Origin of the sequence: Amedibacterium intestinale (assembly GCF_010537335.1) — a bacterium.
Lineage (GTDB): Bacteria > Bacillota_I > Bacilli_A > Erysipelotrichales > Erysipelotrichaceae > Amedibacterium > Amedibacterium intestinale.
Genome location: NZ_AP019711.1, coordinates 519,225 through 538,533, shown reverse-complemented (window position 1 = coordinate 538,533; position 19,309 = coordinate 519,225). Strand labels below are relative to the sequence as shown.

At 34.7% G+C, this 19,309-nt stretch carries 18 protein-coding genes; 2 read left to right on the top strand and 16 right to left on the bottom strand.

The genetic code is table 11. From position 1 onward, the window contains the following. Nucleotides 1-4 precede the first annotated feature (4 nt). The gene (locus A9CBEGH2_RS02730) at nt 5-355 is read right to left on the bottom strand and encodes a VOC family protein (RefSeq protein WP_009300545.1); all 351 of its coding nucleotides are present in this window, start codon (nt 353-355) and stop codon (nt 5-7) included. A gap of 241 nt (nt 356-596) precedes the next feature. Beyond that, on the bottom strand, nt 597-1,022 hold the full coding sequence (locus tag A9CBEGH2_RS02725) for a hypothetical protein (protein ID WP_009300542.1): 426 nt from the start codon (nt 1,020-1,022) through the stop codon (nt 597-599). Nucleotides 1,023-1,262: 240 nt separating this feature from the next. On the opposite strand from A9CBEGH2_RS02725, the gene A9CBEGH2_RS02720 reads away from it, so the two are divergent. Continuing rightward, nucleotides 1,263-2,585, top strand: coding sequence for an ISL3 family transposase (locus tag A9CBEGH2_RS02720; protein WP_163051423.1), 1,323 nt, complete (start codon nt 1,263-1,265; stop codon nt 2,583-2,585). Between the two features lie 128 nt (nt 2,586-2,713). Here the strand turns inward: A9CBEGH2_RS02720 and A9CBEGH2_RS02715 are convergent, their stop codons facing one another. Then, nucleotides 2,714-3,055 (bottom strand): ATP-binding cassette domain-containing protein, encoded by a 342-nt coding sequence (locus tag A9CBEGH2_RS02715; RefSeq protein ID WP_163104233.1) that lies wholly within the window; start codon nt 3,053-3,055, stop codon nt 2,714-2,716. Further along, a complete protein-coding gene (locus A9CBEGH2_RS02710; RefSeq protein ID WP_163104232.1) occupies nt 3,048-4,166 on the bottom strand; it encodes a 23S rRNA (adenine(2503)-C(2))-methyltransferase RlmN in 1,119 nt (372 codons plus the stop codon). The genes A9CBEGH2_RS02715 and A9CBEGH2_RS02710 overlap by 8 nt, the downstream gene beginning before the upstream one ends. Before the next feature lie 234 nt (nt 4,167-4,400). On the opposite strand from A9CBEGH2_RS02710, the gene A9CBEGH2_RS02705 reads away from it, so the two are divergent. Continuing rightward, a complete protein-coding gene (locus tag A9CBEGH2_RS02705) occupies nt 4,401-5,486 on the top strand; it encodes a tyrosine-type recombinase/integrase (RefSeq protein ID WP_163104231.1) in 1,086 nt (361 codons plus the stop codon). A 401-nt stretch (nt 5,487-5,887) separates the two neighbouring features. On the opposite strand, the gene A9CBEGH2_RS02700 is transcribed toward A9CBEGH2_RS02705, so the two are convergent. From A9CBEGH2_RS02700 to A9CBEGH2_RS02645, 12 genes are all read right to left on the bottom strand, one after another. Beyond that, nucleotides 5,888-6,352: a GyrI-like domain-containing protein gene (locus A9CBEGH2_RS02700; RefSeq protein ID WP_021974313.1), complete on the bottom strand. Its 465-nt coding sequence runs from the start codon at nt 6,350-6,352 to the stop codon at nt 5,888-5,890. Nucleotides 6,353-6,357: 5 nt separating this feature from the next. Beyond that, nucleotides 6,358-6,609, bottom strand: coding sequence for a DUF3781 domain-containing protein (locus A9CBEGH2_RS02695; protein ID WP_021974314.1), 252 nt, complete (start codon nt 6,607-6,609; stop codon nt 6,358-6,360). 85 nt (nt 6,610-6,694) lie between these two features. Continuing rightward, entirely contained in the window at nt 6,695-8,281 is a 1,587-nt protein-coding gene (locus A9CBEGH2_RS02690; RefSeq protein ID WP_163104230.1) for a recombinase family protein, read from the bottom strand. Next, entirely contained in the window at nt 8,263-9,462 is a 1,200-nt protein-coding gene (locus A9CBEGH2_RS02685; protein WP_163104229.1) for a recombinase family protein, read from the bottom strand. Before A9CBEGH2_RS02685 ends, A9CBEGH2_RS02690 begins: the two co-directional genes overlap by 19 nt. A gap of 34 nt (nt 9,463-9,496) precedes the next feature. Beyond that, nucleotides 9,497-9,667, bottom strand: a complete 171-nt coding sequence (locus A9CBEGH2_RS02680; protein WP_163104228.1) for an SHOCT domain-containing protein — start codon at nt 9,665-9,667, stop codon at nt 9,497-9,499. A gap of 103 nt (nt 9,668-9,770) precedes the next feature. Continuing rightward, a complete protein-coding gene (locus A9CBEGH2_RS02675; protein WP_163104227.1) occupies nt 9,771-10,769 on the bottom strand; it encodes an N-acetylmuramoyl-L-alanine amidase in 999 nt (332 codons plus the stop codon). Nucleotides 10,770-10,772: 3 nt separating this feature from the next. Next, nucleotides 10,773-11,183 carry a phage holin family protein gene (locus tag A9CBEGH2_RS02670; RefSeq protein WP_163104226.1) on the bottom strand — a complete coding sequence of 137 codons (411 nt, stop codon included), beginning with the start codon at nt 11,181-11,183 and terminating at the stop codon, nt 10,773-10,775. 79 nt (nt 11,184-11,262) lie between these two features. Then, on the bottom strand, nt 11,263-13,125 hold the full coding sequence (locus tag A9CBEGH2_RS02665) for a DUF859 family phage minor structural protein (protein ID WP_163104225.1): 1,863 nt from the start codon (nt 13,123-13,125) through the stop codon (nt 11,263-11,265). Nucleotides 13,126-13,139: 14 nt separating this feature from the next. Continuing rightward, the gene (locus A9CBEGH2_RS02660) at nt 13,140-14,831 is read right to left on the bottom strand and encodes a phage tail protein (protein ID WP_163104224.1); all 1,692 of its coding nucleotides are present in this window, start codon (nt 14,829-14,831) and stop codon (nt 13,140-13,142) included. Continuing rightward, a complete protein-coding gene (locus A9CBEGH2_RS02655; RefSeq protein WP_163104223.1) occupies nt 14,828-15,478 on the bottom strand; it encodes a hypothetical protein in 651 nt (216 codons plus the stop codon). The genes A9CBEGH2_RS02660 and A9CBEGH2_RS02655 overlap by 4 nt, the downstream gene beginning before the upstream one ends. Continuing rightward, nucleotides 15,475-18,660 carry a phage tail tape measure protein gene (locus A9CBEGH2_RS02650; protein ID WP_163104222.1) on the bottom strand — a complete coding sequence of 1,062 codons (3,186 nt, stop codon included), beginning with the start codon at nt 18,658-18,660 and terminating at the stop codon, nt 15,475-15,477. The genes A9CBEGH2_RS02655 and A9CBEGH2_RS02650 overlap by 4 nt, the downstream gene beginning before the upstream one ends. A gap of 104 nt (nt 18,661-18,764) precedes the next feature. Continuing rightward, nucleotides 18,765-19,079 carry a hypothetical protein gene (locus A9CBEGH2_RS02645; RefSeq protein WP_163104221.1) on the bottom strand — a complete coding sequence of 105 codons (315 nt, stop codon included), beginning with the start codon at nt 19,077-19,079 and terminating at the stop codon, nt 18,765-18,767. Nucleotides 19,080-19,309: the final 230 nt, after the last annotated feature.

The window sequence follows — 19,309 nt, the reverse complement described above, 5'->3', positions numbered from 1 at the left end:
CTCCTTACTTAATATAATCTGTAACGCCAAGTCTATTTCCAAATGGATCTTCAAACTCGACTGCATTACCAGTTCCAATTTTAAAAGGCTCACTCAAAAATTTTATACCATTATTCAACATTTCTTTATAGAAGATTGCAACATCTTCTACTTCAAACCATATTGTAGGCTTTAAATTCTCAAATTTATTTTTGTCTTTTAAAATTATTGCAGGTTCTTCATTTCCAATATTATAAGCAACCATTCCCTTATCAGAAAAATCAAATTTCTTTTTTAACCCCAATATTTCCTCATAATATCTTTTTGCTTCTTCCATATTATCTACAGGAAGAAAATAGTTGTCATAATTTTTCATATATTTAAGCCCTTCTTTCTACTACAAACTATACTACTATATTTTATAGTAGTTATAATTAAATGTCAATAAATAATAAAAAAATAATTGCATTTAATTCGTTTATAATTCTTATAAAAAATAGATTAGTTGCACTGAACTAATCTATTTGTATAACTGCTTGTCGTACAAAAAAGACTGTCATTACTGACAATCTTTTCGGTAAATTACTATAAATCAATAACTATAAAATTGTAATTTCTTATTCTAATTCTTTTTTATGATTTAAGTGTATTCCTATATGTCCTATTCCTAATACTATTGTTGATATAATAAGAAATATATTTCTACCATATATACCTAGTAACAGAAATGCAACTACTGGCAAAGTAGCTCCTGCAACTGGTATTCCTAACAAGCTACTATACATATCTTTCATTGTTTTATTACTTTTAAAATATCTTATCCAATATATTTCGTATAAAATCATTATAATAAAGGCAATTAACAATATACTAGACCAGTTTGATATTTTATTTATATTAAAATCACTAAATATCAATGACAGACAGGTTACTAGCATTTCTCCAAGCCACTCCAATAGTAGTAATACTTTATTTTCATTTTTTACATATTTATCATAGCCTTTAGGCTTATTTTTACTCCATATAATATTTGGTAAGGTCATCGATCCCTAATTCAACGGCGATGCTCTTGACAGACGAGTCGATATCCTTTTTTTGGCGCTTTAAATTCGTGTGTGGGTGTGCCATACCTTTAAACTTTGGTGTTGCTATTTTAAAACCTATTTAACATTATGTGTGGGTATCTTTAACATTTGTGTGGATACCCCACTTTTTATATATGAAAAACCTTCGTGTTATCATTTCTTTGCCGAGAAAATACACACGAAGGAGGTAATAAACCTATGTACGATTTTATCACAGATTTATTCAATATTGACAAAAAGATGATCAAAAAGATTGAAGTAATTTCTTCAAAAGATTTAACCGAATTTCACATCTCTTTAGTGTCTGAAAAACTTAGATGTCCATATTGTCATGGCATCACTCATTTACACGGCTTTTCAAAACCTAAAGTAATCAATCATCCAAAGCTTACCGATCGTAAATGTATCATCGTTTTCAAAAACAATAGATATCAATGCAATGAATGTTTGCGCACATTCTCTGGAAAGAATCCTTTTACTTTTTCCAATTTTAAAAATTCATTTCTTTCTATGAACAACATCATGAAATCTTTATCAAACCTAAACTATACTTATTCCATGGTAGCCGAATTAAACCATATATCTGTTACTCAGGTACAGCGCTATTTTGACAGTTTTGTCAACATCCCAAAAATTCGTCTTCCTGAATCTATCGGTATTGATGAGATACATTCTAAAATGGCCAAAAGAGCTGATTCTGCTTATTTATGCGTCATGGTAGATAATAAAAACAGATCTCTATTTGAAATCCTTCCCTCACGTTCCAAATCTGAATTAAGACGATACTTCGACAGGATTCCAGCAGAAGAAAGAAACTGCGTTCATTACGTCACTATCGATATGTGGGAGCCTTACAAAGATATAGCCAATACTTATTTAAAGAACGCTATTATAGCTGTAGATCCTTTCCATGTTGTGAAACATCTCATGGACTGTTTTAAACGTATCCGTCTTAATATCATGTATCAGGCAGAATACAATTCTAACAGCTATTATCTTCTTAAGACATGGAAAGATCTTATCGAAAGGGATGTTTATTTGGATAATGAGCCTGTATACAATAAACGTTTCAAAAAGAAATTAAACAAACGTAATCTTTTAGATATGATACTAGACGTTAGTGAAAACCTGACTCTTGGATACAGATTAAAAGAGATGTATCTATACTTTAATGAAAATGCAACAGAAAAGGATTGCGAATCCTGGTTCGATTCCATATACGAAGCATTTAGAGAAGCCCAATTGCCTGAATACAATGAATTTGTATCTATTCTTCAAACCTGGAGAACAGAAATATTAAACTCATTCAAAAGACCTCTTGATGACAGAAAATTAAGCAATGCACTTTCCGAAAATATCAATGGACAAATCCGTACATACCTGGCAGTTTCCAACGGAGTAAGAAACTTCACAAGATTCAGAAAGCGCTGTTTATTATCACTGAATAGAAAAGTATTCTATTCCATAAATGATCAATTAAAATCAGATAAATATACAACAGATAAAAAACAAAATAATTAAACTTAAAAACTTTTCTCGGCACACAAAAAACAGATGATACTTAGGAATCAATTTCATCCATAAAATCATCTGTTTTTCACTTCATAAACCACACATTAGTTTAAAGCGGATTTTTCAAAAACCACACACTAGTTTAAATTACCCTTTTTTTTATAATGAGCATTTTGTAATGGAAAAGCAATATTTTCATATGCCGTCATTGTAGGGTATAATGCATAGTTTTGAAACACCATGGCTATGTTTCGCTTTCGAGGTGGAGTATCATTTGATTTAACCCCATCTATGTATAATTCTCCAGCTGATATTGGAATCATCCCAGCGATGAGATTCAATATAGTGGTCTTTCCACACCCTGATGTTCCTAGAAGGACTATGAACTCACCCTTCTCTACAAAAAAAGAAATATCTTTAAGAACAGGCTTGCTCTCTTCATAACCAGCATATATATTATAAAGTTCTAGCTTACTCATGCTTTCTCTTTTTCCCAACATTTTTGTGTTTTGCAAAAGGATGTCTCTTCGAACTTGCTCTTCCTGTAAATGAAGATTTTCGCACGTTTCCGTTTGAATTCTCAGTTCCATTTACAGTCCGATTTGCTGTTTTCTTTCCCTGCCTGTTGTATTCGCTAACTAGTTGTCCACAAGCTGCTTTGATTCTATTTCCACGGGACTCTCTAAGCTTAACCTCTAAGCCAGCATCCTCCAATCTTGTTTTAAACGCAACTAACTGCTGCTTGTTTGGACGTTTAATGCGACTATTCGATGTTTCGTTATACTGAAGAAGATTAATCAACACATTCTTTCCTCTAAACCACTTTCCTAACTGTCTTACATCGCTTGAACGATCATTTAACCCCGGAATAAGCAAATACGCTATAGTGACTTTTCTGTTGTGCCTTTCGGAATAAGAAAGTACGGTTTCCACAACTTTTCTAATATCATGTCCTTTCATATGGGGCATGACAATGTCACGAGTTCTCTGATCTGTTGCGTGAAGCGAGAGAGTCAACTGTATTTTCAAATGTTCTTCTCTTATTTTTTTAAGTTGCTGTAGCGGCCCGACTGTTGAAATTGTGATTCCATCTGTAGGAAAATTCAATCCATCCCTATCACGTAGAATATGTATCGCCTTAACCAGATTATCATAATTGAACAGTGGTTCACCCATCCCCATAAAAACAATTCGATTGACTTTTTCTCTAAGTAGTACAATCTGCTGAACAATTTCGGATGGAGTTAAGTTACGGATAAAACCGTTTTTCCCAGATTCGCAGAAAACACATCCAACGGGACATCCTACCATTGTACTTACACACACTGTAGTACCGGTTCTTCTTTGAATACAAACAGTTTCAATGCAATAATGGTCACATAATTCGAACGCATATTTTCTTGTGTCGCCACCATTAAAAACATCTTTCACCTTTATAGTTTGATAACTTAATTTCGATGTGCCTTTATAAATAGATTTAAACAGCTTTTTTGCTTCGGTTTCCCCAATTACATCCACCATCTCGGATAGTGTATAATTATAGGGGTCTATTTTAATCATTTCCGCTGTCAAATTCTGGTTTGCATCCATTATATTACTCCTCCTTAACAGTCATTAACATACTGCAAAATACAGCTTCGTATTTCGCAAAATTATTGAATTGACGATACGCTAAACTTGATTCGTATGTTTCTCACACAGTTTCTAATATACCTTATCATTATTATAGCAAATTATGTATGTCTTGTCAAGATAGGTGGATTGTTTTTTTATTGTTTCCATAATTACTTATACTGAACGATGATTAATTGGAGGTTTTAATGAATGAGCAAGAAAACAGCTTATAAACGCAGGGACGGACGCTGGGAGTGCCGTATATCTATGGGCAAAGATGAGAACGGCAGACGTGTATTCCGTTCGTTCTACGGAAAAAGCCGTGATGAAGCCGAATACAAGGCTATGATAGCACTGGATCACAGCGAGGACGAGTACACTGTAACGGAAATGACGGTCAGAGAGCTTGTGACCGAGTGGCTTCATGTGACAGCATCACGAATAAAGGAGTCAACGGCTGCCAACTACGTCATGAAAGCCGAAAAGCACCTTATACCTGCATTTGGAGAGATAAAGTGCTGTCTGCTGAAAGCGAAAGATATATATGCTTTTATCGAACGCAAGATAAAAGAGGGCTTGTCGGTGCGGTATCTGTCTGATATTATCGTGCTGTTCAAGTCGGTTTTTCGCTATGCAAGCCGTGAATATAGAATCCGTAACGTACTTGACGGTATCGTTCTCCCCAAAAAGAATAAGCCTGAAATTGCTGTTATGAACAAGAAACAGCAGCTCAGGCTTGAAAAATATCTGGACGAGCGTCCGTCTGTTACGAGCGTGGGTATTGCAATCTCGATGTATATGGGCTTGCGTATCGGTGAGGTCTGCGCTCTGCAATGGAAAGAGATTGACCTTGAAAAACGTGTTTTGACCGTCAGCAAGACCATTCAGCGTGTGCAGTGCAGAACAGGATCCAAACAAACCAAGCTCATCATCACTGAGCCGAAAAGCGAAAGTTCTAAACGAACAATTCCTATCCCTGATTGCCTGCTTCCTCTGCTCAGACGGTTTAAGGATAACGGTGAGGTCTATGTGGTGTCCGGCAGGAAAAAGCCTGTTGAGCCAAGAACAATGCAGTACCGCTTCGCTAAAATACTGCATAACGCAGATTTGCCGTCATTCCACTATCACAGCCTGCGCCATTTATTTGCAACAAGGTGTGTCGAACTGGGCTTTGATGTGAAAACGCTGTCCGAGATTTTAGGGCATAGCTCCGTAGAAGTCACGCTTAACCGCTACATTCATTCCGATATGGAGCGTAAGCGTACCTGTATGAGCCTTCTTTCTAAGTGCGCATGACCGTCAGTGTAACGTAAAAGTGCCGTCATTCCGAATATTGAAAACTGAATAAAATCGGAGTCAACTGCTCTTTTCTCGTTAAATCAATAATTTTGCGAAAAGTCGAGGTCGGGTTGTCACACTAACTTCGGCTTTTCTTGTTTTTTGAGCTATCTTGTTGATTGATTGAAGGTTTCTTCAGAATAGAATAATCTGAAAAAAGAAAAGAGTATCAGTCTCCGTTGTATTAGGAGATTGATACTCTTTTGTGCTATATTGGATTTTTATCGGAATAAGGTCACTTTTGGAAACTGCCCATTGTTAATTCTTATGAACATCAACATTAGTAAAAATATTAAACCTATATATGAAAATCCAAAGTGAATATTCATTAACTCATCTCACTTCCATATTGTAATTTGTTATTTAATCGGAATATAGATCTCAATAACAGAATCTTCTCTATTCCAATGAAATTTATAATCATATTTTTCAAAATAAACAAATTGCCTATTTTCTACTAAAATATTATTTTTAGGTATTATTTCTTTATAAACATAATTGATAGTATCTTTTAGTTTATTCATATTACCAATATGTTCTACCCTTAAATATTTACTTTTCAAAATTATCTTTTCTGTAAAATCATTTGGTACAAAATCTTTTTTAGGAATAGATATATAATAAAATATCTTATTTTCTATTTTTTCAATAAAAGCATATTTACACCAATTACTTCCTAAATATAACTTATTATTTCTTAATTTACTATTAAATATTTTCCAATGGTTTTGTGCTAATTTTACATTATTACTTAATGATTTTGATAATTCATACCTTATTCCTATTACATTAAATTCTTCTAATTCTATTATTTGATAATCCATCTATTTTACCTCTTTAATTTGTGTGCTGTTATAATTGTATAACTATATGAATTGATTGTTATTTTTATATTATCAATTTCACAATACCAATTTTTACCCTGTTTATAGATGTTACAATTTTTATCTAAAACTTTATTCTTACAATACTCAACAACATCATCAGTATCTAATTTAAGATTTTTCTTAATTCTATCAATACCCATTTCGGTAGTGTGAACTTTATCTATATTATTAAATAATACTTGTTTATCTTCCATAAATATCTCCTCTACAAATTACTATTTATCTTTCTGTTATTATAGCATGCCACCATAAATAGCAACAGAGTTTTATTCCCTGTTGCTATATTTTAAGTGTTATATTTTGTTCTCCAATAAAATTTATTGTTATTGTCCCATCTGTATTAACAACTATGCTTTCAGTTGTTCGTTTCATTAAGTCGTAATCATATTCAAGAACAATTTTATCACAATGCTCAAATTGATGAATAAATTCTTCTAACTTGCAGACTTCTCTTTCATGTAAATTGTTATCTTCAATTAATGCATTGTAACTTTCTCTAGCATTATCATACTCATGACCATACTTCTTAATTAACATTTCATATTCTTCAAATGGTAATGGATTAGACTTTTGATCATTAATAATTTTTCTATATACTTGCTCTATATTTTCAACTTTTACTGCAGCCTGTCTAATTTCGTCGGCATAAGTTTTGCATTGTTTCTTTATATCTAGCAAGCAATTGATATTATCAATAATCTCATCTTTGTCAATCAATAATATATTAATAGCTTCTACAAATATTTCTTTTAATCTTTCTTCATCAATAGCGGGAGTATTACATTTCTTCTCCCCATTATATTTAGCATTACATCTATAAATGATTTTCTTATATTTACTATTTGAATGCCATACTTTTGAACCATAGCACTCACCACAATCCCCACAAATTATCATCGAAGAAAAGTCTCTAGCAGCAGATACTCTTTTCTTTCGCCTTTTACTTTTCATCATCATTTGTACTCGATCAAAAACCTCTGCTGATACAATAGGAACATGATGATTTTCAACATAATATTGCTGTAATTCACCTTTATTCTTTATTAACTTCTTTTCTAGATAATCGTTGATATAATACTTCTGCATTAAACAATCGCCTTTATACTTTTCGTTTTTAAGAATGGATATAATGGTTGAAGTATCCCATCTATCCTTTCCTGTAACAGTCTTAATACCATCAGCAGTCAATCTTCTAGCAATTTCTGCAGATGACTTACCATCTAAATACTCGTAATATATTCGCTTCACTATTTTTGCTTGCTCTTCATTGATGACAAACTCTCCATTAGGACCTCTATCATATCCTAAGAATCTTGAAAATCCTAAACATCCATGACCATCCGCCATTCTTTTTCTTTGACCCCAAGTCGTATTTTCTGAAATAGATCTACTTTCTTCCTGTGCCAGTGAAGATAGAATAGTAAGAAGTAGCTCTCCTTTTGAATCAAGCGTATAAATGTTTTCTTTTTCAAAAAAAACTTCAATCCCTGCATTTTTTAACTTTCTCACTGTTGAAAGCGTATCTACTGTATTTCTTGCAAATCTTGAAATAGATTTAGTCACTATCATATCGATTTTACCATCAAGTGCATCTTGAATCATAGAAGTAAAACCTTCTCGCTTTTTGATGCTTGTTCCGGTGATGCCTTCGTCTGAATACATTCCAGCAAACTCCCAGTCACTTCTTGAATTTATATAGTTTGTATAATAGTCAAGCTGTGAATTATATGAATTCTGTTGTTCATCCAGTTCAGTTGAAACACGAGCGTATCCTGCTACTTTTTTCTTTTTTAGTTCAGCCGAGTCCTCTTGAATGATATCTTGCTTCTTTTCAGGAATAACCGTTACTACTTTCCTTGTCTGCATCTTCGTTTTGGCTCCTTTCGTTCTATCGTTTTCATTGTGTCATCTTTAAAAATGTATTCTAAGTAATCATCGTACACTTTTATATGGTCTACTCTCATTTTGAATTCGTTCTCATCTTCAAAAATCGAAAATGTATATTCCTTTAATTTTTCTTCCGTAATGTATCTAGCCTGACAAGTTTTACTAATTTCATTGCCTTGACATTTCCATATCTTTTTACCATGCAATGTTCTTCTACAAAGTGCTCTTTCACAATGACCACACTTCAACCTTCCAGAAAAGCAAGTAAAGGTTTTCTTAGGCGTATCTTTTGCTTTTTGCTGCATTACATTTTGAACTTCATCAAACATTTCTCTGGCGATGATGGGTTCATGCACCTCTGGCAAAATATACTTTGGTACTTCTCCATAATTTCTATTACATTTTCTTACTCTTGGAGAGTAAAATTGTTGAAGCACTCTATCTCCAATATAAATACGATTCTTCAAAATATCTTTTACTGTTCCTCTTGTGAAATTTTTACCTGTTACTGTTTTTGCAGTTATCAATTCAGATATTTTCTTTGGTGACATTCCATCAAGATATGCTTTATAGATGAACCTTACAACTTCGGCTTCTTCCTCTACAATCTCATAAATATCTCCATCCCAATCGTAACCATAACATCTTGTGAAATGATGATATACCCCATCTTGCATTTGTTTGGTTTTGCCCCACTTAACATTCTGAGATATTGATTCAGATTCTGCTTGAGCATAGGATGCTAATAATGAAAGAACTAGTTCCCCGTCAGAATTGAAAGTCGAAATACGATCTTTTTCAAATCGAACTTCCACATTCAGTGATTTTAATTCTCTGCACGATTCTAATAAGTCCACTGTATTTCTTGCAAATCTTGAGACCGATTTTGTTAAAAGCAAGTCAAATCGACCAGCTCTAGCATCATCCATCATCTTCAAGAATTGTTCTCTACTTTCCGTACTTGTCCCTGTTACTCCTTCATCAACATACACTTGAACAAACTCCCATTCTGGATTTTTCTGAATCATCTCTGTATAATGTGACACTTGATTAGCTAAAGAATGTAGTAAACTATCCGAACTAACAGAAACCCTTGTATAAGCAGCTACTTTTCGTTTTTTAAACTCTTCTTTTAGTAATGGTAATTTAATAATTTTCAAATATAATCTCTCCCTTCGCACTTGTATTAACCCTCTAATTCAAGAACATATCAAGCTTTATTTGATACAATATTTTAAGATTATTTTGTCCATATTTTGTCGTCATTGCCTGTAAGAAAGCCATGTACTCTTCAGGCGTAATGATACCTTTACATAGAAGTTTTACAGCTAAATCCATTGTTATTATGTAATTAATTTGTTCCATAAGAGCCACCTCCTATGTAACAGGCAAAGAAAATAGCTCAATTTTTACCCCTAAAATAAAAAAAGCGCCTGCAAGAGAAATTAATCTCCCACAGGCATTACTTTTAACCTAAAATTTGATTGACTCGTTTTTGAACTGCATCATAGTTATATCCAGCGGCCGTCAGTCTTTTCTTTCTGTCAGCGCCATTGCCCCAATCTCCTCGAATCACCTCTTTAGCGAGAGTATCAATCGATTTTGATGGTGTAGCTTTTCCACCATCAAGGATTTCATTGACTCTGTTTTGAACAGCATCGTAATCGTAACTCGCAGAAATTAATTTGTTCTTTCTGTCAGATCCATTACCCCATAAGCCATTGATGACTTCTCGTGCAAGTTCATCTATAGACTTATTATTTGTTTTAGGATAAATTAATACACCTTGCTCATCATAAACAGAATATCCTTTATGTGAATCAGCACATTTCTCGGCGTTTTCAAAAACGCTAAAAGCTCCTACTTGTGATTTTGAATCAGTCCAAGATTTTCTAACTCGATATAGACCACTTGTTGATGATGATACTGGACCTCCAAGTTCTGCAGTTACTCGTTTTGCCAAATCTCCAAGTCTGGAATAAAGCCAATCACCAGGACAGGATTTGTTGGCAAACCATTTGTGTACAGTAAGTACCATTTCATCTGACTTTGGTGAATAATTCAGCGACTTATTCTTATCACCAAACCAAAGAAGCTTCTTCTTTCCATTTCTCCTACAGATATCGACACAAAGTTTGATTAGCGTATCATAGACTTTACTGTTCATCGCATATGGATGATATGTATCTGATGCACATTCAATCGTAACTGCTCTTTGATCATTGGCATTTGATGAAGAACACCAAGAACGATTCTTTTCTTCTACATACATTCCAATTCTTCCATCAACACCAATACCATAATTACAGCTTGCTTCTCTTGAAGTTGGTGCAAAGATATTACCTAAAGTTTCAACGCTACATTGACCTACTACGCAGTGCGGTGTAATGCGATCAATGGAATGTGTTCTTCGTCCTGAATGATTAGGACTTAATTTTGTATAAGATACCATGTTGCTATTTGACATAATTTATTCCTCACTTTCTGCTCTATCGTGGAGCTGTTCTAATACATCTTTGATTTTTTCAGGGATTGGTAGTCCTAAATACCCTGCATTTTCAAGAAGACTCACACCTTCATTTGAAATATAGAAAAAGATAACTGCAGTTCTTAAAACACTGCCTGTACCAATTACTTGCACATCTAAGACATTAGCGATTCCTACAAGCAAGAAAATAAGTACCTTTCTGCAGATACCCTTGAACCCGACAGCACTGGATAACTTCTGATCTGCAATAGCACACATCACTCCTGTGATATAATCCGTCACAACGAAAATCACTAAAGCGATAATGAGTCCGTCACAGCCACCAAGAAAATATCCAAGCCATCCTCCAACACCAGCAAATACAAACTGTATTCCGTTCCAAAATCCTTTCATTACTTTGTTCCTCCATTTCTTAAAAATTGATATAGAAAAAGCGACCATTCTTACTTGAACAATCGCTTATCTAACTTTATTAACCTGTTCTTTTCCACATATATACAGCCAAATATGGTGGCATATTGTTATGTGCTACAGAACCTCCCTTCGAAGCAGTTAAGTAACTGTATTCGTTACCTTCAGCATTATTTGTTTGCTCTTTCCACCACATTTCAATAACTGATTTACCTGTTAAGGATTTTGCGGCACTTGCCGTCATACCTTTACCAAACACACCTTCAAAATCAGACACCATCTCTCCATTGTTAGTCATGTTATTAAAGAATGGAGTATCATGGGCGTGACTTGGCATTTCATTTACCGACAATTTGTGGCTTGCCTCTCCACCAGTAGTACCATTTCCATAAGTACTTCCAGCACCAAGCAAGAATCTATCTTTTAACTGTGTCCATGTTCCGCCAAATAAAGTGGCAGGACTGGTTGCATTAACACTCATATAGATACTTCCAACTGGATAAATACTATCGACTATATAAGCTTTTAATAACTTGCCATAAACTCTAAAGTTCCATTTATCTGATACTTCTAAGGTATTGTCGAATTCTGATACCTTACCAATAGCAATCCCTTTACCACCAGCTTTAAAATCCATCAATACCGATACTGTAGAAATCGTGTCATTAACAGTAACCGTAGTAAATGCATCACTTATGGTGTACTTGATATCATAGGAAGATTCTGCTGATATTGAACCACCAAAGGTAAAAGCTGTCCCTGAGCTAAATGTTTTATTTGCATTCGTCCATGCCGTTGCAGTTGATTTCTTATAAGAAGTCGATGTCGTAATCGTATTTTTACTGCTACACGACGCATAACTAAACGAAATTAAACCTTTAACATAAGTTCCTGAATCCAAGGGTGTACCAGCACTATTACACCTTTGTGAACTATAGCTTGATACACTTGGAGGACTGTATGCTACAACAGAAATCGATACTGTTTTTGTATCTGATGTTCTTCCTCGTGAATCAGTCACCTTGGCTGTAAAAGTAATCGTCCCAACCGTTGTTAAAAATCCTGTTGTAAAAGAAGAAGAGGTAGAACTAAATCCACCTCCACTAATGCTATATGAACTGATTGTTGAACCTTGTGTTCCAGCAGCACCGTTGATTTTTAGTGTTGCTTTTGACTTTCCTTGTACATAGATACCCCATGCTGAAGGAACATTCCCATCCACACGAGTTGCTGTTAGACTCGTCATTGTCGGTTTTACTGAATCTGGCACTTTCAATGTAACTGTAATACTCTTTGAACCAACACTCGTATTTCCACTATAAGTTGTACAAGTGATTGTGATTTTACCCGAAGTGGAACTCGGTATTTGCTGAGCAAGAGTTAATGGTGGAGTCCAAGAAACTGAAGTAGAAGTTGTCTTAGAAACTATTGTTCCCGTAGCATTTCCAAAAGCATAAGTCAAAGTGTGAGTAAAAGAACTTGATGCACGAGAAATACTAATAGTAGATGCACTTCCCATCGTGCCGCTTGCCATTGATATTGACGAGGCTCTTGGTATTGTATTTAAAGTATGTGTTCCACTAGCTCTTACACTTACCGCATATGTATAAACACCGGCTTCACAACTCAAACTGAATGATTTAGTTCCGTCAGCGTTGTGTGTGATTGTTGTACTTCCAGATGCAATAACCTGATCTTTATAAAGCTGAATACGAGTATCACTTGAATAAACTGTTTTACCATTAATGACCGCTTTAAAAGCTCCAGACATTACCCATGAACCACCACCAGATGAACCAGAACCCTTCAATGTCCAAGCAATAGTTGTCGTATTATTCGCAACACTCTGGCTACTTTGTGACCACAAAAGGGTAATGGATCGTCCTTGAGATTCATTTGTTGTTATACTTCCACTAGATGCCATAAAACATCACCTCCTTATCTTGTTTCAGGGTTTCTCCAAACGATAGAGAGGTTACCCGAAGTTCTAGGAATAAAATCAAACCATCCTCTTGATTCATTACCAAGGGATAGTTTGTTTCGAATTTCTGCATTGGTAATAACTAAGCTGTTATTTGAGATATAGGCTATTTTTTGCCCGTTTTCCTTAAAGGCAAGTTCCTCATTAGATAGTTCAGCAGTGAACGCATTACCAATTCTTCCAAGTTCAATCAGTGCTCCTTTGAAACGAATATATTCTTCTAATAGCTGCTGATTGGTTGCTACATTATTTTTAATTTCATCTGTAACAGCAGTAAAATCCATTCTGATTTCCGAACTGTTTTGAGTGATACTTGTTTGGAAATCTTTTTGAATACTCTCAAGCTCTGTTTTATCGATATAAGTATCATGAACGATACTTAAAATCTGATTTGATGTTTTAGTAATTTCAGAGTAACAATCATGAACTTGCTCTTTTAAAACATCAACATCTTTAATTGCACCATCAACCTCTGATAACTTATCATTGATGGAGTCGAGTTTTTCTGTTTTGTTAAAGAACTCTTCTTCCAGTGCTGATAGGTTTTTATCATTCTTAACGGTGATTTCTGATAAAGATACACCATTAGCACCAATAATGATTGTATTGCCGGATGGTTTTAGATAATCTCTTGTTCTTGAAAGGCAAAGATAAGTTCCATCAATACCGTGCGGTTTTGAAATGCACTCAACATACATACCTGCATGGATACTTCCGATATTTGCCCCAGTTTGTGACTCATCCACAATAGTTAGCTTAATGCTTGTAATACCTTTAATTAAGGTAGATAATCTCGTCTTCGCTTTACTTAGAAGATTACCTGAAATAGTTACATTCTCCCAAACCTCTGATGTCCAAATCCACCCGATTTCATTCACTGTATCTTCATCATAAATATAATTCTTACCTTCATTGACTCCTGAAATATCAACTCGTTCATTTGATTCGATTTCATTTCCATCTTCATCTGTAATCCTTTTTCTAGCACCTAAAGGAATCAACGCACTAACTCGCTGCATATAATCTCTAGTAATTTCCACATCAAGCAGATTTTTACCATATTCTACCTTTTGTAAAGACTTCGTTTTGAAATCATCAAGATAATCTAAATAATTGCCATCTTCTGTATATCGCACTTTAAGATAGCCTCCATGCGTATCAATCAGTTTCTTTTTAATAGCATCTAGCGTTACTGAAAGCTCTGAATTGGAATAAGAAACATAATCATTGTCATCCTTAACTGTAACATTTCCAATTTTGAATTTTTTCTTTTCTTCGACCTTTTCATTATGAACTGAGATAAAATATTCCATTAAACCTTTTAATGTTCCCTTATATTCAAAAGGTGGCTGTATCGAGTCTTTTAAATATGAAAGAACACTTTCACATACCCAAGTATGTGAGTTATGAAAGTCGCTTCCATCATCAAGTGCTCTTCCTTCAAAAATAGTTTCATTCTTGTATTTACAAGTAATAACCGATGACATTGGTTTGATTATATTTAGATAAGGATGATTAAATGGTGCCGATAAAGTAAATGAATCTATACTTTCTGCATCTTCTTTTATCTGTGCTTCCAAAATTGCAAGTTTGGATAAATTAGGATGATAAAAGATATTTCCGTCGACATATACTTTAAAATCACTCATAGACAGCCCTCCCTGTATGAAAAACTAACTGTTCCTGTGGTTTCAATAGAAACGGAGTTGCTTCCATAATGCAGTTCAAATTCCGGAATCACCCAAGTGCCAGAACTTAATATTTTATGAAAGCTGTCTTCTCCAACCTTCCATTTCAATACTGTTTCTGATGTAGTGATGATAGTTGGAACTACCGGCATAAAATCATTTTTAAGATTTATCGTTCCATTCCCTGTTTGTATTACTTCAGTAGGTTCTGCATGATATCGGTAGCTATCACCATCCATACATTCAATTACAAGCTGTCCTTTAGAAATTAATGGTTCATACGATGAATTAAGGTTCAACGTCCCAATGCAGTAAAGATTCGGCTCTTCACTGGTTTTAATGCGACAGAGTTTACCATTATATTTATTAGCCATTAATAACACTTCGCTATCAAAGTTTTTTCTAGTTCCTAGCATAGATAAAGTAATAGTAAAAGCTCTCGGTTCAAACAATACAGAACCAAGAGCTTCATTAAATCTAATTGGAGAATTTCTACCAGGTACGATGACAGTTTCTATTTGTGCTTTAGGAATGGGAAATTCTATTTTTTCTCTTATCCAACCCATACTAAGTACAGATATATCATTAATATAAATATCCGGTATCATAATGAAAGCCTCCTTGTAAGTTTTTGTTTATTACCAAGTCCCTCATCAAGAGCAGGAAGTAAATGACCAACCAAAGTTCCATCTTCAAGATAGATTCCTTTACTGCTGTTATCTGCAATAATTGATAGATACTTTTCCATCACGCCTGTATTAAGGTGACTTGAAATCATAGCCTCTAACTGTTTATAAAAACCAGAAAGAGGAAGAATTGCTTCTGCGCCTGCTTCTCCACCTGCCATAAGCGAAGAACCATTCATTCCAAAGACTGTAGGTTTTGTCATGATACCACCTTCCTTGTACCAATCAATCGATAGCTTTGGAACTGATGGTGGCATAATAGATAGCTTTCCTGAAACCTTGAAATGTGGCAATTTAATATGCGGAAGAGATATTTTCATACTGCTGAAGAACCCTTTGATTTTATCTACGATTCCTTTAATAGTATCTCTTGCTTTTTCAATCGGAGTGACAATTGCCGTTTTTATCCCATTCCATACTGATGTTGCAGTACTTTTGATACTATTAAATACACTCGACATCGTTGACTTCACAGAATTAAATACAGTTGTTACTGTTGTTTTTACAGCATTAATTGGAGTAATAATTGCTGTCTTGATTCCATTCCAAACGGTAGTAGCAAAAGTCTGTATTGCAGTAAAAGCGGTAGTAATTACGGATTTAATCGAATCAAGAACGGTAGTAACAACAATTTTTATCAATTCCCAAATAGTCGTGAACACCATTTTTATTCTATTTAAAACAGTGCTTATTGTACTGGATACTTCATTAATAGCTGTGGTTACTTCAGATTTAATTGCATCCCATACAGAGATGATAATTTCCTTACAATTCTCCCAAATGAAACGAAATGGCAATGTGATGATGTCAAATGCTCCTTGAATGATTGAACCAATAAACATAATGGCAGTTTGTACAGTATTTTTTATTCCTTCCCAAAGATTTACAAAGAAAGTAGAGATGCCTGTCCAAATGCCAACAATGAAATCCTTAATCCCAATCCATATTTCATTCCAAGACGTACCAAACCAACCTAGAACGACATCAGCAATACCTCGAATTGTATTCATACAAATTGTAAAAGTATTCTTGATAAATTCCCAAACGGAACTAAATATTCCTTTTACTCCTTCCCAAAGCTGTGACCAATTGCCTGTGAAAATACCAATAAATACATCTAAGATGCTTGTAATAATTCCAAGAGTTTCTTCTAGCACATTGGCAATCTGAGAGAAAACACCCTCAAACACAGGCGCAAGAAACTCACATAAACCATTCCAAATTACAGATACAACTTCTTTGAAGTTTTCAAAATCAAACCCTAAAGCATTTAATCTATCAGTAATACCTTGAGCAAAACCAGTAAAGATTTCTTTTATTCGATTCCAGATAGCGATAATGTTATCTCTAAATTCTTCATTCGTTTTCCAAAGATGAATAAATGCAGCGACCAATGTTCCTATCACCGCCACCACAGCAATCACAGGAGCAGATATTCCACCAATAGCTGTTCCTACTTTTGCCATTACACCAGATACACCTCCGGCATTTGCTACAAGTTCACTGATTTTAAGTCCAAGCTTACTAAACGCCTGTATACTTACGCCGATTTTTGAAATCACACTTCCAAGTATCAAAAGAAGTGGACCAAGAGCAGCAACGAATAGTCCTATCTTTACTATCACTTGTCTTGTTCCATCATCAAGGTTATTTAGCCAATCTACAAAGCCTTGAATTTTAGAAACGATGCTTTTTATCATTGGCATAAGTGCTTCACCGATTGAGATTGCAAATCCCTCAACTGCCGACTTTAAAATAGTAAGTTGACCATGAAGGTTATCAAGCTGGGTGTCTGCCATCTTCTGTGCAACACCACCACTTTCTTCTATCTTCTTTTGAAGGCTGCTCCAAGTATCTCCGGTATTTCCAAGCAGTGCATTTACAGATGCAAGGTCTGTTTTATTGAAAATCTGACTGATGATATTTGATTTTTCAGCAGCCGTCATTCCATCCATGCTTTTGTTGAGATTACCTAAAATATCATTTAGGCTACGCATATTACCTTGACTATCATAAACCTCTACACCAAGAGATTTCATTAATGATGTTGCTTTATCTGTTGGATTTTGAAGTGAAAGAATTACGTTTCTAAGATGAGTACCACCCTCTGCACCTTTAATACCGTTGTTAGCAAGGATACCAAGTGCGGTGTTCAATTCTGCAGTGCCACCTTTGACTGTTTTTGCAGTTGCACCGATAGTAAGGATCCCTTCTCCTAACTGTCCGACAGAAGTATTGGTGCTTGATGCAGTTTTAGCCATCTGATCAACCATCTTATCTGCATCAGATACTTCCATACCAAGAGCTGACATTGCATCTGTTACCATATCAGAAGCACTAGCTAAATCGATATTACCGGCCGCCGCTAAGTTTAATACAGTAGGAAGAGTATCAACCATCTGCTGAGTATCGTAACCGGCAAGTGCTAGGTAATTAAGTGCCTCTGCACATTCACTTGCAGAATATGCTGTTTTAGAACCCATTGTTTTAGCAAGGTCATTTAATGTATCCATCGTATTGACGGATTGACCATTAACTTCAGACATGGAATCTTTGGTAATACCCATTGTAGCCTGTACTTGGCTCATTGAAGATTCAAAGTCCGCTGCTGTTTTTACAGATGCCACACCCATAGTTGTTACTGCAGCAGAAGCAACAGATGCCTTTTTACCAACATTGGTTATGCTCTTTCCTGCGTTTTCAAGCTTAGTACCTACATCACCGATTTTAGTCAATGTTTGATTGGTCTTTGAAGCTTGTGATTCTAGCTTTTTAAGTTCTGCCTCTGTTTCAGCAATCTCTCTTTGAAGTGCATCATATTGAGATTGACTGATTTCTCCTTTTTGAAGTTGCTCGTTTGCTTGTTGGGCTGCAACTTTTAAAGTAGCTAGTTTTTCTTTAGTATCACCAATTGCCTGTGTTAATAACTTTTGCTTTTGAGTAAGTAAATTTATGTTTGTAGGATCTAGCTTTAGAAGTTTTTCTACGTCCTTAAGGACAGACTGCGTGTTTTTAATCTGACTATTTACTCCTTTTAAAGCTGTTTGAAGCTTGGTAGTATCACCGCCAATTTCGACAGTAATACCTTTGATTCTGTTTGCCATTGGCTGATACCTCCTTAAAAATTGCATAAAAATAGCCCGGTATAAACCGAGCATAGAAAAAGCACCAACCTTTTCAGATTGATGCCCTCTTTGAAACATTGAATTTATAACTTTCTAAAAGTATTAGTTCTTAAGCTATCTTTTTTTGAGTTAACTTCTATTCCTAAAACTTTTTGATTATTGTAAAGTTTTACACCTAAATTTGATGGTGGTAACGGAACTAAATCACGTAAAGCAAAAACTTGTCCTGATTCCATTTTACTTATTTTTTCTGTGATGGTTTTCCAAAAATCAGCATAAGTTCTTTCTTGCAAAGAAATATCTCTACAATAAGAAGGAACATCTGGGTAACCATTATCTTCTGCAAGTTTCTTTAATTTAGTCCATTCATCATCATTTACAGTAAATTGAACACGCATATAAATTCTCCTTTCAATGCCATAATCAAGGTGTTTGTTCACTCACCTTAATTATATTTTAATAAAAAGCTAAAAGTAAGTCAAGGTGTTTGTTCAAATACCTGTTTTCTAGAACTTATCAAAATCCTCTTGAGTTGCTACATTCTCATACTTAACAGAGTCATTAGCTTTCTCCGTCCAAATATCCATAACCATACCGATAGTTAAATGGTCTAAATCTTTGATAGAAA

What these genes read in the sequence shown, in the direction of transcription:
- A9CBEGH2_RS02730 (WP_009300545.1), bottom strand. Translation starts at nt 355, where the DNA reads ATGAAAAATTATGACAACTATTTTCTTCCTGTAGATAATATGGAAGAA.
- A9CBEGH2_RS02725 (WP_009300542.1), bottom strand. Translation starts at nt 1,022, where the DNA reads ATGACCTTACCAAATATTATATGGAGTAAAAATAAGCCTAAAGGCTAT.
- A9CBEGH2_RS02720 (WP_163051423.1), top strand. Translation starts at nt 1,263, where the DNA reads ATGTACGATTTTATCACAGATTTATTCAATATTGACAAAAAGATGATC.
- A9CBEGH2_RS02715 (WP_163104233.1), bottom strand. Translation starts at nt 3,055, where the DNA reads ATGAGTAAGCTAGAACTTTATAATATATATGCTGGTTATGAAGAGAGC.
- A9CBEGH2_RS02710 (WP_163104232.1), bottom strand. Translation starts at nt 4,166, where the DNA reads ATGGATGCAAACCAGAATTTGACAGCGGAAATGATTAAAATAGACCCC.
- A9CBEGH2_RS02705 (WP_163104231.1), top strand. Translation starts at nt 4,401, where the DNA reads ATGAGCAAGAAAACAGCTTATAAACGCAGGGACGGACGCTGGGAGTGC.
- A9CBEGH2_RS02700 (WP_021974313.1), bottom strand. Translation starts at nt 6,352, where the DNA reads ATGGATTATCAAATAATAGAATTAGAAGAATTTAATGTAATAGGAATA.
- A9CBEGH2_RS02695 (WP_021974314.1), bottom strand. Translation starts at nt 6,609, where the DNA reads ATGGAAGATAAACAAGTATTATTTAATAATATAGATAAAGTTCACACT.
- A9CBEGH2_RS02690 (WP_163104230.1), bottom strand. Translation starts at nt 8,281, where the DNA reads ATGCAGACAAGGAAAGTAGTAACGGTTATTCCTGAAAAGAAGCAAGAT.
- A9CBEGH2_RS02680 (WP_163104228.1), bottom strand. Translation starts at nt 9,667, where the DNA reads ATGGAACAAATTAATTACATAATAACAATGGATTTAGCTGTAAAACTT.
- A9CBEGH2_RS02675 (WP_163104227.1), bottom strand. Translation starts at nt 10,769, where the DNA reads ATGTCAAATAGCAACATGGTATCTTATACAAAATTAAGTCCTAATCAT.
- A9CBEGH2_RS02670 (WP_163104226.1), bottom strand. Translation starts at nt 11,183, where the DNA reads ATGAAAGGATTTTGGAACGGAATACAGTTTGTATTTGCTGGTGTTGGA.
- A9CBEGH2_RS02665 (WP_163104225.1), bottom strand. Translation starts at nt 13,125, where the DNA reads ATGGCATCTAGTGGAAGTATAACAACAAATGAATCTCAAGGACGATCC.
- A9CBEGH2_RS02660 (WP_163104224.1), bottom strand. Translation starts at nt 14,831, where the DNA reads ATGAGTGATTTTAAAGTATATGTCGACGGAAATATCTTTTATCATCCT.
- A9CBEGH2_RS02655 (WP_163104223.1), bottom strand. Translation starts at nt 15,478, where the DNA reads ATGATACCGGATATTTATATTAATGATATATCTGTACTTAGTATGGGT.
- A9CBEGH2_RS02650 (WP_163104222.1), bottom strand. Translation starts at nt 18,660, where the DNA reads ATGGCAAACAGAATCAAAGGTATTACTGTCGAAATTGGCGGTGATACT.
- A9CBEGH2_RS02645 (WP_163104221.1), bottom strand. Translation starts at nt 19,079, where the DNA reads ATGCGTGTTCAATTTACTGTAAATGATGATGAATGGACTAAATTAAAG.